This window comes from Rhizobium sp. NZLR10 (assembly GCF_019685125.1).
Lineage (GTDB): Bacteria > Pseudomonadota > Alphaproteobacteria > Rhizobiales > Rhizobiaceae > Rhizobium.
On sequence record NZ_JABDWE010000031.1, the window covers coordinates 24,403 to 37,661 of the forward strand.

The 13,259-nt window shown below is 61.0% G+C and carries 12 protein-coding genes and 1 pseudogene; 8 read left to right on the forward strand and 5 right to left on the reverse strand.

Annotated features, from left to right (window positions below; all coding sequences use genetic code 11):
- The first annotated feature begins 29 nt into the window (after positions 1-29).
- Genes HJB82_RS30760 through HJB82_RS30770 form a run of 3 tightly spaced genes read left to right on the forward strand, consistent with a single transcriptional unit; the run spans position 30 to position 2,989 of the window.
- A complete protein-coding gene (locus tag HJB82_RS30760) occupies positions 30-1,166 on the forward strand; it encodes an ABC transporter substrate-binding protein (protein WP_207580712.1) in 1,137 nt (378 codons plus the stop codon).
- Between the two features lie 6 nt (positions 1,167-1,172).
- Complete coding sequence (locus HJB82_RS30765; RefSeq protein WP_221142335.1) at positions 1,173-2,243, forward strand: iron ABC transporter permease; 1,071 nt, start codon at positions 1,173-1,175, stop codon at positions 2,241-2,243.
- Positions 2,237-2,989 carry an ABC transporter ATP-binding protein gene (locus HJB82_RS30770; protein ID WP_207580714.1) on the forward strand — a complete coding sequence of 251 codons (753 nt, stop codon included), beginning with the start codon at positions 2,237-2,239 and terminating at the stop codon, positions 2,987-2,989. Before HJB82_RS30765 ends, HJB82_RS30770 begins: the two co-directional genes overlap by 7 nt.
- A 22-nt stretch (positions 2,990-3,011) precedes the next feature.
- On the opposite strand, the gene HJB82_RS30775 is transcribed toward HJB82_RS30770, so the two are convergent.
- From HJB82_RS30775 to HJB82_RS30790, 4 genes are all read right to left on the reverse strand, one after another.
- Positions 3,012-3,962, reverse strand: coding sequence for a sugar-binding transcriptional regulator (locus HJB82_RS30775; RefSeq protein ID WP_207580715.1), 951 nt, complete (start codon positions 3,960-3,962; stop codon positions 3,012-3,014).
- 21 nt (positions 3,963-3,983) lie between these two features.
- Entirely contained in the window at positions 3,984-5,450 is a 1,467-nt protein-coding gene (locus tag HJB82_RS30780; protein WP_207580716.1) for an FGGY family carbohydrate kinase, read from the reverse strand.
- 67 nt (positions 5,451-5,517) lie between these two features.
- Positions 5,518-6,474 carry a transketolase family protein gene (locus HJB82_RS30785; protein WP_207580717.1) on the reverse strand — a complete coding sequence of 319 codons (957 nt, stop codon included), beginning with the start codon at positions 6,472-6,474 and terminating at the stop codon, positions 5,518-5,520.
- The gene (locus tag HJB82_RS30790) at positions 6,471-7,283 is read right to left on the reverse strand and encodes a transketolase (RefSeq protein ID WP_207580718.1); all 813 of its coding nucleotides are present in this window, start codon (positions 7,281-7,283) and stop codon (positions 6,471-6,473) included. The genes HJB82_RS30785 and HJB82_RS30790 overlap by 4 nt, the downstream gene beginning before the upstream one ends.
- A gap of 205 nt (positions 7,284-7,488) precedes the next feature.
- On the opposite strand from HJB82_RS30790, the gene HJB82_RS30795 reads away from it, so the two are divergent.
- The 5 genes from HJB82_RS30795 to HJB82_RS30815 all read left to right on the forward strand — a co-directional run bounded on the left by HJB82_RS30795 (position 7,489) and on the right by HJB82_RS30815 (position 12,911).
- Entirely contained in the window at positions 7,489-8,469 is a 981-nt protein-coding gene (locus HJB82_RS30795; protein WP_207580719.1) for an ABC transporter permease, read from the forward strand.
- A gap of 118 nt (positions 8,470-8,587) precedes the next feature.
- Entirely contained in the window at positions 8,588-9,517 is a 930-nt protein-coding gene (locus tag HJB82_RS30800) for a sugar ABC transporter substrate-binding protein (RefSeq protein ID WP_207580720.1), read from the forward strand.
- 28 nt (positions 9,518-9,545) lie between these two features.
- Positions 9,546-11,024, forward strand: coding sequence for a sugar ABC transporter ATP-binding protein (locus tag HJB82_RS30805; protein WP_221142336.1), 1,479 nt, complete (start codon positions 9,546-9,548; stop codon positions 11,022-11,024).
- A 22-nt stretch (positions 11,025-11,046) separates the two neighbouring features.
- Positions 11,047-11,835 carry an SDR family oxidoreductase gene (locus HJB82_RS30810; RefSeq protein ID WP_207580722.1) on the forward strand — a complete coding sequence of 263 codons (789 nt, stop codon included), beginning with the start codon at positions 11,047-11,049 and terminating at the stop codon, positions 11,833-11,835.
- Between the two features lie 293 nt (positions 11,836-12,128).
- The gene (locus HJB82_RS30815) at positions 12,129-12,911 is read left to right on the forward strand and encodes a glucose 1-dehydrogenase (protein WP_207580723.1); all 783 of its coding nucleotides are present in this window, start codon (positions 12,129-12,131) and stop codon (positions 12,909-12,911) included.
- 242 nt (positions 12,912-13,153) lie between these two features.
- On the opposite strand, the pseudogene HJB82_RS30820 reads toward HJB82_RS30815, so the two are convergent.
- Positions 13,154-13,259: pseudogene (locus HJB82_RS30820) on the reverse strand (IS110 family transposase); the annotation flags it as partial.

Here is a 13,259-nt window from a genome sequence, read left to right on the forward strand (position 1 = left end):
CATTATTCAGACGTCAGGGGAATTTCCAGATGAATTTCGTGAAAATGCTCGCAGTCTCCGCAGCTGCGATTGCCGGCCTGATGCCGCTATCGGCCTGGGCGCAGTCCTTCACCATCAAGGATGTCGCTGGCCGCGAAGTCAGCTTCGACAAGCCGGTCGAGCGGGTGATCCTCGGCGAAGGCCGCATGCTCTACGCCGTCGCGCCGATCGAGAAGGAAGATCCCTTTGCCAAGATCGTCGGCTGGCGCAACGACCTCTGGACCACCGACAAGGACGGCTTCAACGCCTATGTCGAAAAATTCCCCAAAGGCAAGGACCTGCCCTTCCTCGGCAATCTCACCGACGGCACGCTGCAGACCGAGACGGTGGTCAAGCTTCATCCGGATGTGCTGCTGCTCCCGATCGGCAACAAGACGGCAGCGGACGAGGTGAAACTCGAAGAGATGCTCGCCGGCATCGGCGTCAAGATCGTCTATATCGATTTTCGCGAGCACATCCTCGCCAACACCGAACCGAGCCTGAAGATCCTCGGCCAGCTCTTCGGCCATGAGGACCGCGCCGAAGCCGTCGCCAGCTTCTGGAAAGAGCAGATGGCACGCGTCACCGACAGGCTGAAAGCGGCCAATCCGCCGAAGCCGAACGTGTTCATGTATCGCGCCGCGGGCTTGGTCGAGTGCTGCGGTACCTTCGGTCCCGATAATTTCGGCCTGATGGTCGATTGGGCCGGCGGCCACAATCTCGGCTCCGATTTCCTGCCCGGTTATACCGGCTCGATCAATGCCGAGCAGGTCGTCGCCTCCAATCCCGATGTCGTCGTCGTCACCGGCTCCAACTGGAGCCAGACCAAGAATGCCAAGGACTTTGTCAATGTCGGCCCGAACGCCGCTTCCACCTTCGGCGACAGCCGCAAGGCGCTGAACACGCTGATGGAAAACCCGGCCTTCACCGGCTCCAAGGCGGTCGCCGGCGGCAATGTCCATGCGATCTGGCACCAATTTTATACCAGCCCCTACCAGTTCGTCGCCGTCCAGCAGCTGGCGAAGTGGTTCCACCCGAACCTCTTTGCCGATCTCGATCCGGATGCCACCTTCAAGGAATTCCACGAAAAATTCCTGCCGGTCGCCTATCAGCCGGGTTACTGGGTCGACGCCAAGGCGGCTGAGTAACCCGCGATGGCCGAGGTCGCCGCCATATCGATCGAAGCCGAAGCCGGGAGAGAGCGCTACCGCGCCCTTGCCCGGCGCAAGCTTTTGATCCTGGCCGCCATGACGGCGGCGCTCTGCCTGTCCTTTGCCGTCGATCTCGCCTGGGGCCCGGCCCGCTACAGCCTCGGTGAGGTCGTCGCCGCCCTCCTCGACCCGTCTTCCGTTTCCGATCAGGTGCGGGCCGTCGTCTGGAATATCCGCATGCCGGTCGCCGTCATGGCCATCGTCGTCGGCGCCTCGCTTTCGGTCGCCGGCGCGCAGATGCAGACGATCCTCGCCAATCCGCTCGCCAGCCCCTTCACACTCGGCATCTCGGCAGCGGCAAGCTTTGGCGCCGCGCTTGCAATCGTCACCAGCGTTCCGCTTCTGCCTGTGGCAGCCGGCCTGCTGGTGCCCGTCAATGCCTTCATCATGGCGCTGATCGCCACGCTCTTTATCCATTTCGTCTCGCAGGCCCGCGGCGTCTCGGTGCAGACGGTGGTGCTGCTCGGCATCGCCCTGGTCTTCACCTTCAACGCGGCTCTCGCCTTCCTGCAATATCTCGCCTCCGAACAGGCGCTGTCTGCAGTCGTCTTTTGGACGATGGGCAGCCTCACCAAGGCCACCTGGCCGAAAATCTGGGTGACACTTGCCGTGCTGCTGCTGGCCCTGCCGCTCTTTGCCCGCAACGCCTGGGCGCTGACGGCGATCCGCCTCGGCGAGGACAAGGCCGCAAGCTTCGGCGTCAATGTCCGCCGCATCCGGCTGGAAACCATGCTGGTTGTCTCGCTGCTTGCCGCCGCACCCGTCAGCTTTGTTGGCACCATCGGTTTCGTCGGCCTCGTCGGGCCGCATATCGCCCGTATGATTCTCGGCGAGGATCAGCGCTTCTTCCTGCCGGGCTCGATCCTCTCCGGCGCGCTGCTCCTGTCGCTGACCTCGATCGTCTCGAAGTCGATCATCCCCGGCGTCGTCTTCCCGATCGGCATCATCACCGCGCTGGTCGGCGTGCCCTTCTTCTTCTCGCTCATCCTCTCGAACAGGAGCCGGTCGTGGTAGCGCTTCAATTGCAGTCGGTCGGCGCCTATCACGGCCGCAACCTCTTCGTCGAAGACGTCACGACGCCGGTGATGAAATCGGGCGAGTTGATTGCGGTGATCGGCCCGAACGCCGCCGGCAAATCCACCCTCTTCAAGCGCATCACCGGCCTGCTCAAGGGGCCGGGTCACGTCGTCGTCGAAGGCTCGAAGACGAAAAATGCCATCAGCTACATGCCGCAGGATACCTCGGCCAATGCCGTGCTGACCGTCTACGAATCCATTCTGCTCGCCCGCAAGCAGGGCGAGTCCTGGGCCGTCGGCGACGGCGACCTGCGCTTCATCGACGAGATCATGGCAGCCCTCGATATCAGCGCCCTGGCCTTCCGCGATCTCGGCGCGCTCTCCGGCGGCCAGCGCCAGCTCGTCTCGATCGCCCAGGCGCTAGTGCGTGAGCCCGAAATCATGCTGATGGACGAGCCCACAAGCGCGCTCGACCTCCACCGCCAGGTCGAGGTCCTCGACTTCATGCGCCGCCGGGCCCGTGCTAAAGGCATGATCGTCCTGGTCGCCATCCACGACCTCAACCAGGCGCTCCGCTTCGCCGACAAAGTCCTCGTCATCGCCAATGGCCGCATGCGTGCCTGCGGCACCCCAAGCGACGTCGTCACCGCCGAGATGCTGCGGGAGATTTATAAGGTCGAGGCCCGGGTGGAAAAATGCTCGCTGGACCACGACCATGTGATCGTTGATGGGAAGGCTCATTGAGCTTAGCCAAAATCGGCCGGCCTCAGTCGATCAATCGCTGCGCGGTAAACTTGTCCGTGACAAGCATGTCGATCACCCCCACGCGGAGTGCGCCTGCGATAGCGTCCGTCTTTTTGGACCCGCCGGCGAGTGCAATCACCCGGTCCACGCGTTCAAGCTCCTCGAGCGGAAGTCCAATGACCCGGTCGTCCAGCGGCGTCTTGACCGGCTTGCCATTCTTGTCGAAGAAGCGAAGCGAGATGTCGCCGACGGCTCCCGCTTCCGCGAGATCAGACAGTTCGCGCGATGAAAAGATGTTGCCGGACCGCGCGAGAAGTTCGGACGGTTCGACGGCTCCGATTCCGACGATCGCCAGCGTGATGCTGCCGAACAGGTCCATCGTCTCCCGGACGTACGGATCGGCCTGCATAAGAAGTTTTGCCTCTCTGGACGTCGTAACGCCCTGCACGGCAAGCAGTTTCGGCTCAGCGCCGGTCAGCCGGGCAAGCCGCGTGGTAAGCTGCGTCGCATGCGTCTGTACGGAAGGATCGCCCATGCCGCCAAGGGTTTGGACGACGAACTTCGCCTGAGCGCTCTTCTGCGGATGAATGTTCTCCACCATCTTGAAGATGGTCTGGCTCCAACTCGAAACGCCGATGATCTCCCCCGGCGCAAGCGTCACCTCCAGGAGGTGGGCCGCCGCCTCTCCGATACGGGCCATGATGGCGCCGTCCCGGTCTTCCGTGCACTCCACGACGATCGCCTCCGGCAGATCATATTTCTCGCGAAGCGCGCGCTCAAGCTCGCTGTAGGTGCCGACGGGGGGAGTGACGCTGGTTCGCACGATATCTTCAGCCTCGGCACGCTTGAGCATGCGCGACACCGTCGCCTGCGACAGGCGAAGGTGCTGTGCGATCTCCGCCTGTCGCCGTCCCTCCAAGTGGTACATCTGGGCGACCCTTGATATGAGGCGCAGTTCGTTGAGGCGAGTCATCGCTAATCCCAGTGTGAATTTTTATTCATCATTAGCGGTTGTATCGCGTGACGTCGAGCGGGCAAGTGCATCATTCCATGTATCCAGAAGCACCGCGCGATCCACCGGTTCCGGGTCAATGATCTGCGAGCTCCGAGGCAGCTCTGCGATAACATTAAGATCGCTCCACAAACCAAGTGAGAGACCTGCGAGATAGGCGGCCCCCAAAGCCGACGCCTCGGGTGCTTCGCATTGGATCACGGGATGTTCGATGAGGTTGGAGACACACTGCATCAGGAAACGGTTCTGGCTCGGGCCGCCATCGACATAGAGCGCTCCGAGTTCGCCGCCGCTTTGTGCTCGCATGGCGGCGATCACGTCGTGCACCTGGAAGGCGATCGAATCGGTGACCGACCGCGCCATTTGCGCACGGGTCGTATTGAAATTGATCTGGGAAAACAGGGCACGGGCGTCGGAGTTCCAATAGGGTGCGCCCAGTCCCACGAATGCGGGCACGAAACCCGGTCCGCCGGGTTCGGCGCTCGCCGCAAGTTCGACAAGGGCTGCCACATCGGAAAGGCCGAGAATATCAGCCATCCAAGGCAGGCTGGCGGCGCAAACGAGAATATTGCCTTCGAAAGCGAAAGTCGGCTTTCCCCCGAGACGCCAGGCGACGGTCGTTGTGACGCCGTTGCGTGGCGGAATAAATCGCGCAAGCGTCGTCATGATGGAAGAGCCGGTTCCAAAGGTTACCTTGCCATCACCCGGCTTGAAGGCGCCATGACCGAACAGCGCCGCATGGCTGTCTCCGATCGCGGCCATGATCGGCGTTCCATCCGGCACGCCTGGCAAGCCTTGCGTCCTGCCGAAGTCGGCAGAGCTGTCGAGCACCTCGGGCAGCAGCGCGATATCGACGCCGAAAATCTCGCCGAGTTCCTCGCTCCATCTCTGCTCCTTCAGATCGAACAGCTGGCTCCTGGCGGCATTGGAAGCATCGCAGACATGCCGGCGCCCGCCCGTCAGGCAGTGGACCAGCCAGCTGTCGACTGTTCCCAGCCGGACCGACCGCCCGGCCGGCATACGGTCGAGCAGCCATCGGAATTTCGAACCCGGAAACATCGGATCGAGTGGCAGGCCTGTCAGCGTCTGCACACGGTCAAGGCGGCCTTCGGCAATCAGACGTTCGCAATCCTGTGCCGTTCGACGGCACTGCCAGCTGACCACCGGTCCAAGCGCCTCTCCCGTTTCGGCGTCCCAGGCAGTGACAGACTCGCGCTGGTTGGAAATCGCCACGGCCGCGATAGCCACGTCGGGGGTGGCCTTCAGGCAGGCGTCGATCGCCTCGCAAACGGATGCGTAGAGCCGGCGTGGGTCCTGTTCGACCCAGCCTGGTTTCGGATAGGTGATGCCGACCGGCGCCGAACCCCTGCCGACAATGTCTCCCTTTTCGGAAACGAGAACGGCCTTTGAATTGGTCGTGCCCTGGTCGATTGCCAGAATTGCCCGCATTCTTTCCTCCCCGGATCAGACGGCAGCCGGGGTGAAAATGCGCCCCGGCCGGTCCACGCGATCCTAATTACTTGCGCCTGATCAGCGACTGTGCGGCGTCGGCGATTGCCGACGGCGCCATCCCGAATTCGTCGAGCAGGAACTCTGCCGAACCGGTTGGAGCGTAGACGCCGGGAACGCCAAGACGTTTCATCGGCACTGGAGCATTGTCGACCACCACTTCGGCGACCGCGGAACCGAGCCCGCCGAAGATCGAATGCTCTTCGGCCGTGACGATCGCTCCGGTTTCCCTAGCCGCAGCGATGATGGCGTCCTCGTCGATCGGACGAACCGTTGCTAGGTTGAGCACTCTGGCATTTATGCCGCGTTCTGCGAGGATCTCAGCGGCCTTCAAAATTCGATGGGTCAAAGTGCCGTTGGCGATAAGGGTGACGTCGGAACCCTGGCGAAGCAGGTTTGCCTTGCCAAGTTCGAACTTGTGACCCTCCGGAAGTAGATCCGGCACACCGACGCGAGACAGACGCAGGAAACAGGGCCCGTTATAGGCCGCGGCCCACTCGACCGCAGCAGCTGTTTCGATGCGGTCACAAGGCGCAATGACCGGAAGATTGGGCAGAACCCGCGTCCAGGCGAAGTCTTCGATCGAGTGATGGGTCGGACCGAGTTCGCCATATGCCATCCCGGAAGAAATGCCGACCAGCTTGACGTTGGCATTCGAATACGAAATATCCGCCTTGATCTGCTCCAGCGACCGTCCCGTTAGAAACGGCGCGGCGGCGCACACGAACGGAAGGCGCCCGCCATTGGCGAGGCCTGCTGCAACACCCACCATGTTCTGCTCGGCGATACCGACATTGACGAGGCGCTCTCCAAACCTAGCCTTGAAGCCGCCGAGCTTGGAGGAACCGACGGAGTCGTTGCAGACAGCAACGATCGTTTCGTTTTCGGCTGCCAGCCGTTCAAGCGTGGAGGCGAATGCGTCGCGGCAATCGTAGAGCTTGGCTGCGTTTATGGGCGCGTTCATGCCAGTGCCTCCGACAATTCTGCCACTGCGATGTCGTATTGTTCCTTGCTCGGTACCTTGTGGTGCCAGTCGACTCGGTCTTGCATGAACGAGATTCCATGCCCCTTGTTGGTGTGAGCAACGATGCAATGCGGTCTCGATCCCCGGTGTTCGAGGGCCGAAACGACTTCGCACATCGTGTTCCCGTTGATCTCGGTGACCTCCCAATCGAAAGCTTCAAGCTTCGGACGAAGCGGGGCGAGATCGTTGGTTTCCGAAAGCGCGGCGCCCTGCTGGAACCTGTTGTGGTCGATGACCAGCGTCAAGTTATCGAGCTTGAACTGCGCGGCCGCCATGATCGCTTCCCAGTTGGAGCCCTCCTGCATCTCACCGTCGCCGGTGACGACATAGGTGTGATATCTAGCGCCCGAGAGCTTGGCGGCTTTCGCCATTCCGACTGCGACGGGAAGACCGTGGCCGAGCGGCCCGGTATTGGTTTCGACGCCAGGAACCTTGTTGCAGTTTGGATGCCCGTTCAGCCTCGAATGCGGCTTCAAAAAGGTCGAAATCTCCTCCTCCGGGATGAAGCCGCGTTTTGCGAGCGTCACATACAGAGCGCATGCCGTATGTCCCTTCGAAAGAACGAACCTGTCGCGGTCGGGGTGCTTCGGCTGATCGGGCCATACATTCAGCACACGAAAATAGAGGGCCGTCAAAATGTCGATGACCGACATTTCCCCACCGATATGGCCGGCGCCCGCTTCGAAGACCGCCTGGAGATCGCGCAATCGGATCTCGCGAGCGACCCGCTCGAGTTCTGTCGTATTCATGGGTTCCTCTCATGCATAAATATTCATTCATCAATATTTTTGCACAAGAAGCCGATTAGTCAAGCCCTTTAAGCGGCACACCGGCGAATGGAAGTCCAGAAATCCTGTTGACAGCCAGAAAGCAACTTGTTAATGAATTTTCCAGCATCAGTGAATATTTATTCTAAAGACGAACTAGCTGTCGGCCTGGGCATAGGGAGGAACAATGGTGGCGCTCGATATCAATGAAAACGGGCTTTCGTCCGGCGCCTGGTTGAGCAAGCTCAAGGGAGCCACCGGCCCGCTCGTCGGGCTGCTCGCGCTTTGCGTCTTTCTGAGCGTCAGCACCGACACGTTTCTTTCGGTTCGAAACGGCCTCAACATTCTCGATCAGATCACGGTCCTCGGCATCATGGCCGTCGGAATGACCTTTGTCATTCTGATCGGCGGCATCGACCTCTCCGTCGGCTCGGCCCTCGCTCTTGCGATGATGGTCATGGGCTGGACTGCAAATGTCGCCGGCCTGCCGCTGCCGGTTGCGATCGCTTTTGCTCTGGTCGCATCGGGGGTTTCGGGGCTGATCGTCGGACTTCTCGTGACGCAGTTCAGGGTTCCGGCCTTTATTGCCACTCTTGCGATGATGTCCGCGGCTCGCGGCGTCGCCAATATGATCACGGACGGCCAGCAGATCGTCGGATTCCCCGACTGGTTCATGATGCTGGCAATCGACCGCCATTTCGGCGTGCTGACCGCCACCGTGTTTCTCATGCTTGCGGTGGTTCTTGCGGCGTGGCTTTTCCTGCACTTCCGCTCCGAAGGTCGCATGCTCTACGCGGTAGGAGGAAATCCGGAAGTCGCGCGCCTTGCGGGCATCAACGTCCCGCTCGTCACGATTGGCGTCTACGTCGTAAGTTCAGTCCTTGCGGGCCTCGCAGGCATCGTACTCGCCGCCAGGCTGGATTCAGTCCAGCCGTCCAGTGGTCTGGGCTATGAGTTGGACACCATCGCTGCGGTCGTCATCGGCGGGACTTCGCTCTCCGGCGGCGCGGGCGGTATCGGGGGAACATTGATCGGTGTTCTTATCATCGGCGTCCTTCGCAACGGCCTCAATCTTCTCAACGTCTCGCCGTTCCTGCAGCAGGTGATCATCGGCATCGTCATCGTACTCGCGGTCGGCGCGGAGACTATTCGTCGGCGTCGCGCCTGACGAAACGGGGTCCGCCGCGTCGGCGGGCCGGACATTCCGCGCCAAGGGTTTGGGGCGGATCAATACCCCGAGGGGGAGGACATACCCGAGGGTTCCATCAAACAACGGAGGAAATACAATGAAAATTGCGCGCACCATGCTCGCGTCTGCTGCACTGCTCGGCCTCACGCTCAGCCCCGTACACGCAGCGGAACTGAAGAAGCTCGGCTTGGCCGTTGCCAACCTTCAGGCAAACTTCTTCAACCAGATCAAGCAATCGGTCGAAGCCGAAGCCAAGAAGCGCGGCATCGAAGTCATCACGGTCGACGCAAAGGGCGATGGGCCGACACAGGTCAATCAGATCCAGGACCTCCTGACCCAGAAAATCGACGCGCTGATCTACATTCCGGCAGGTGCGGCCGCTGCGACCGTTCCGGTCAAACTCGCAAAGAGCGCTGGTATTCCGGTCGTGAACGTTGACCGCAACGCCGAGGGAGCACCCGGCGATACCTTCCTTGCAACGGATTCCGTCGCGTCTGCCAAGGCGGTGTGCGACTACATCCTGAAGGAAGCCGGCGGCAAGGGGAAGATGGTCATCATCCACGGCCAGAAGGGCACGACGCCGGAAGTCGATCGTTCGAAGGGCTGCGCTGAATCTCTCAAGTCATATCCGGACGTCAAGGTTGTCGCCGAGCAGTTCTCGAACATCTGGAGCCAGGACGAAGGATTCCAGATCATGCAGAATATGCTGCAGGCAAATCCGGACGTTTCCATCGTGTTCGCCCAAGCCGACGGCCTCGCCCTTGGCGCCGCACAGGCGATCAAGGTCGCCAATCCTTCCCAGAAGATCGTGGTTGGCGGCTTCGATGGTGACACCGCAGCTCTCGAAGCGCTCAGCAAGGGCGTCTTCAACGTAACTGCGACCCAGCAGACGCAGAAGATGGGCCGCGACGCGGTTGAAAACGCCGCCAAGCTTGTTGCTGGAGAGAAGGTGCCGCCGGTCCAACTTTTGGATGCCACCCTGACAACCAAGGAAAACGTCGCAGGCTTCATCGCCAACCATCCGTAATGAAGTCGAGGTCTTGAGGAGGTGTGCCGTGACTGATCCAGTTCTTTCCCTGAGGGGCATATCCAAGTGGTATGGGCCGCTCCAGGTTCTGAAGAATGTCAGCTTGGACGTTTATCCGGGCGAAGTGGTAGCACTTCTCGGTGAAAACGGAGCCGGCAAGTCGACGCTATCCGGCATTATCGCCGGGTCACGCACGCCGTCCGAAGGATCAATGACCTGGCTGGGGCAGTCTTATGCCCCAGCCTCCCCGAGGGAGGCGATCGACAAGGGCCTTGTCCTCATCCATCAGGAGCTGCAGCTGCTGCCGCAGCTATCGATCGCGGAAAACGTCTTCATCGGGCGCTGGCCGATGAAGAACGGCGTCGTCGACCGTGCCCAAATGGTTCGCCGCGCTCAGGAACAGCTCGCTCGCCTGAACCTTCACATACCCGCCACCCGGAAGGTCGCCGGCCTTTCCACCGCAAATCAACAGCTCATCGAGATCGCCAAGGCGTTGGCTCTCAATGCAAAGCTCCTGATCCTGGACGAACCGACCGCGGCCCTTGGCGGCGCGGAGACGGAAGCTCTTTTCGAACAGGTTAGAAAGCTTCGGTCAGAGGGTGTCGGCATCGTCTACATTTCCCACCGCATGGAAGAGATCAAGCGAATAACCGACCGGGTCGTCGTTCTTCGCGATGGCGAGCGCGTGCAGGAATTCTCCGACAGCGCGACACCGGTGCGAACGATCGTCGAGAGCATGGTCGGACGCCCGCTTGACCGCTTGTTCCCAACGCTGCCGGTGCCGACAGACCATCCCGTACTCCAGGTGTCGGGGCTGAGCTCGCCGGACAACTCATTCCGCGACGTTACCTTCGATGTGCGCGCCGGGGAAATTCTCGGAATCGCCGGACTGGTCGGTGCGGGCCGCACGGAACTTGTCCGCGCGATTTCAGGCGCGGACCCGATCAGTGCAGGTTCGATCAAGCTGGAAGGCGAAGAACTCAGGCTGCGCGATCCGGCGGACGCGATCGCCAAGGGCATCGTGATGGTCCCGGAAGACCGCAAGGAGCAAGGCCTGGTTGTCGGGCACCGGATCGGCGAGAACATTATCTACGCCAATCTTGACAAGCTGGGCGGGCGTTGGATTACCCCGAGCGTCAAGCGCTCGTTTGCGGAGAAGGCGGTTGCCAAGTTCGGCGTAAAGGGCCGTGCGGAGCAATATGCCTCGGACCTGTCCGGCGGCAACCAGCAGAAGGTCGTCATCGCGAAATGGCTGATGCGCGATCCTAAGGTCGTCGTACTCGACGAACCGACGAGAGGCATCGACGTCGGGGCCCGAGCGGGCATCTACGACATCATCGTCAATCTTGCCAATCGGGGCGTGGCGGTCATCGTCGTAAGCTCGGACCTCGAGGAAGTTCTCGGAGTTTCCAATCGCATTCTCGTGCTTGCCCAAGGCAAACAGGCAGGCATTCTCAACCGTGACGAGGCGAATGACGTTTCGGTCATGGAGCTAGCCACCATCTGAACAGACAGAGAAAGGAAGAGCGGTGTCCGACATCACTCTGAACGCCCCGAAGCTTTTCGATCTCAGCGGCCAGGTTGCCATCGTTACCGGAGCTGGGAGCGGCATCGGGCAGCGCATTGCCATCGGCCTTGCACAGTGCGGCGCCGACGTGGCGCTGCTCGACCGTCGAACCGACGACGGGTTGGCCAGGACGGCCGAACATATTCACGCCGCCGGCCGCCGTTCGATCCAGATCGCAGCGGATGTCACGAGCAAGTCTTCCCTTGGAGAGGCGATAGCACGTACCGAAACAGATCTCGGCGCATTGACACTTGCAGTCAACGCTGCAGGCATCGCTAACGCCAACGCAGCGGAGGAGATGGAGGAGGACCAATATCAGACGTTGATGGATATCAACCTGAAAGGCGTCTTTCTTTCCTGCCAGGCCGAGGCGCGCGCCATGCTGAAGAATGGACGCGGCTCCATCGTCAACATCGCTTCCATGTCGGGTGTGATCGTAAACCGGGGGCTGAGCCAAGCGCACTATAACGCCTCCAAGGCGGGCGTGATCCATATGTCGAAGTCTATGGCGATGGAATGGGTCGACCGCGGCATTCGCGTCAACACCATCTCCCCCGGATACACGGCAACGCCGATGAACACCCGTCCGGAGATGGTTCATCAGACCAGGCTCTTCGAAGAGCAAACGCCAATGCAGCGAATGGCAGCAGTGGACGAGATGGTCGGCCCGGCGGTGTTCTTGCTGTCGAATGCAGCAAGCTTCGTGACCGGCGTCGATCTTCTCGTCGACGGCGGTTTCTGCTGCTGGTGATACGAAAAGCGCATTGCCAGCAACTGGGAAAACGATCTCGCTTCCTCCCTGGCAGAGATCGAGGCGCTGAAGGGAATAACGGGTAAGGCGGCGTGCGATATCGTCGTCTGCCCGCCCTTCACGCTGATCGAAACGGCCGTGGAACGGACGGAGGGTTCGGGTCTCCACGGGTCGCTGAAGGCTTCGGAATTCGCCGAGATTATCTCGACAGCCACTTGAACTCCAAAAATTGTCGCGGGCTGGGTCGTGCGCCCTAGATCGCTATGTATCCACGGTACCGGGAAGGAAAGAACATGAAACGCTTTGAGCAAAAGACTGTCGTCATTACCGGGGGCAGCCGCGGCATTGGCGCGGCCATCGCCAGGCGCTTTGCCCGCGAAGGCGCCAATCTCGTCGTCTCCGCCAATGAGGAACTGGTCCACGGCGTTGCCGAGCAAATCCGGGCCGAAGGCGGCAAGGCGATCTCCTTCATCGGCGACGTCACAGACAAGGCGAGCGTCATCGCCCTCTACGATGCTGCCGAGAAGGAATTCGGCTCTGTCGACGTTTCGATCCAGAATGCCGGTGTCATCACCATCGCCCGCGTCGAGGACCTCACCGAAAACGAGTGGGACAAGGTCATGGCCGTCAACACCAAGGGCGTTTTTCTCTGCGCCCAGGAGGCGCTTTCCAGAATGCGCAAGCACAAGCGCGGCGGCCGCATCATCAACACCGCCTCCGGCCAGGCCCGCGACGGCTTCATCTACACCCCGCATTATGCCGCCTCGAAAATGGGCGTCGTCGGCATCACCCAGAGCCTCGCCAAGGAAGTCGCCACCGAAAAGATCACCGTCAACGCCTTCTGCCCCGGCATCATCGAGACCGACATGTGGGCCTATAACGACCAGGCCTGGGGCAAACTGCTCGGCAACTACGCCCCCGGCGAGTTAATGAAGGAATGGGTCGAAGGCATCCCGATGAAACGCGCCGGCTCCGGCGAAGACGTCGCCGGCCTGGTCACCTTCCTCGCCAGCGACGACGCCGCTTACATCACCGGCCAGACGATCAATGTCGATGGCGGGTTGATCATGTCGTAGGTGAGATTCTGGCTTTACCTGCCATATGCCTTTCGCTTGCCGCTCAAGCGTTCGTCGCTGACGCTCCTCACCCCCCTCATCTGCCCTGGCGGGCATCTTCTCCCCGCTGGGGAGAAGGGGGAGCAAGCCGCTTCTCCCGTTTCCATAAACGATGCCTTCAGGAAGGGCGGGACGCCCCCACGAGTCCCTTCTCCCCAGCGGGGAGAAGATGCCGGCGGGCAGATGAGCGACTATCTGGGCTGTCAAGTTGCATGTTCGAATTCTCTTCGCGCATCTCGTGCTTTTGCATTGAGAATGACCAGGAGTTTTCGGGCGAGCGCGATGCGGATGACCATTTTCGGTTTGCCC

Excerpts from the sequence above, each read along its gene's own strand:
- HJB82_RS30760 (WP_207580712.1), top strand. The coding sequence starts at position 30 with ATGAATTTCGTGAAAATGCTCGCAGTCTCCGCAGCTGCGATTGCCGGC.
- HJB82_RS30765 (WP_221142335.1), top strand. The coding sequence starts at position 1,173 with ATGGCCGAGGTCGCCGCCATATCGATCGAAGCCGAAGCCGGGAGAGAG.
- HJB82_RS30775 (WP_207580715.1), bottom strand. The coding sequence starts at position 3,962 with ATGACTCGCCTCAACGAACTGCGCCTCATATCAAGGGTCGCCCAGATG.
- HJB82_RS30780 (WP_207580716.1), bottom strand. The coding sequence starts at position 5,450 with ATGCGGGCAATTCTGGCAATCGACCAGGGCACGACCAATTCAAAGGCC.
- HJB82_RS30785 (WP_207580717.1), bottom strand. The coding sequence starts at position 6,474 with ATGAACGCGCCCATAAACGCAGCCAAGCTCTACGATTGCCGCGACGCA.
- HJB82_RS30790 (WP_207580718.1), bottom strand. The coding sequence starts at position 7,283 with ATGAATACGACAGAACTCGAGCGGGTCGCTCGCGAGATCCGATTGCGC.
- HJB82_RS30795 (WP_207580719.1), top strand. The coding sequence starts at position 7,489 with ATGGTGGCGCTCGATATCAATGAAAACGGGCTTTCGTCCGGCGCCTGG.
- HJB82_RS30800 (WP_207580720.1), top strand. The coding sequence starts at position 8,588 with ATGAAAATTGCGCGCACCATGCTCGCGTCTGCTGCACTGCTCGGCCTC.
- HJB82_RS30815 (WP_207580723.1), top strand. The coding sequence starts at position 12,129 with ATGAAACGCTTTGAGCAAAAGACTGTCGTCATTACCGGGGGCAGCCGC.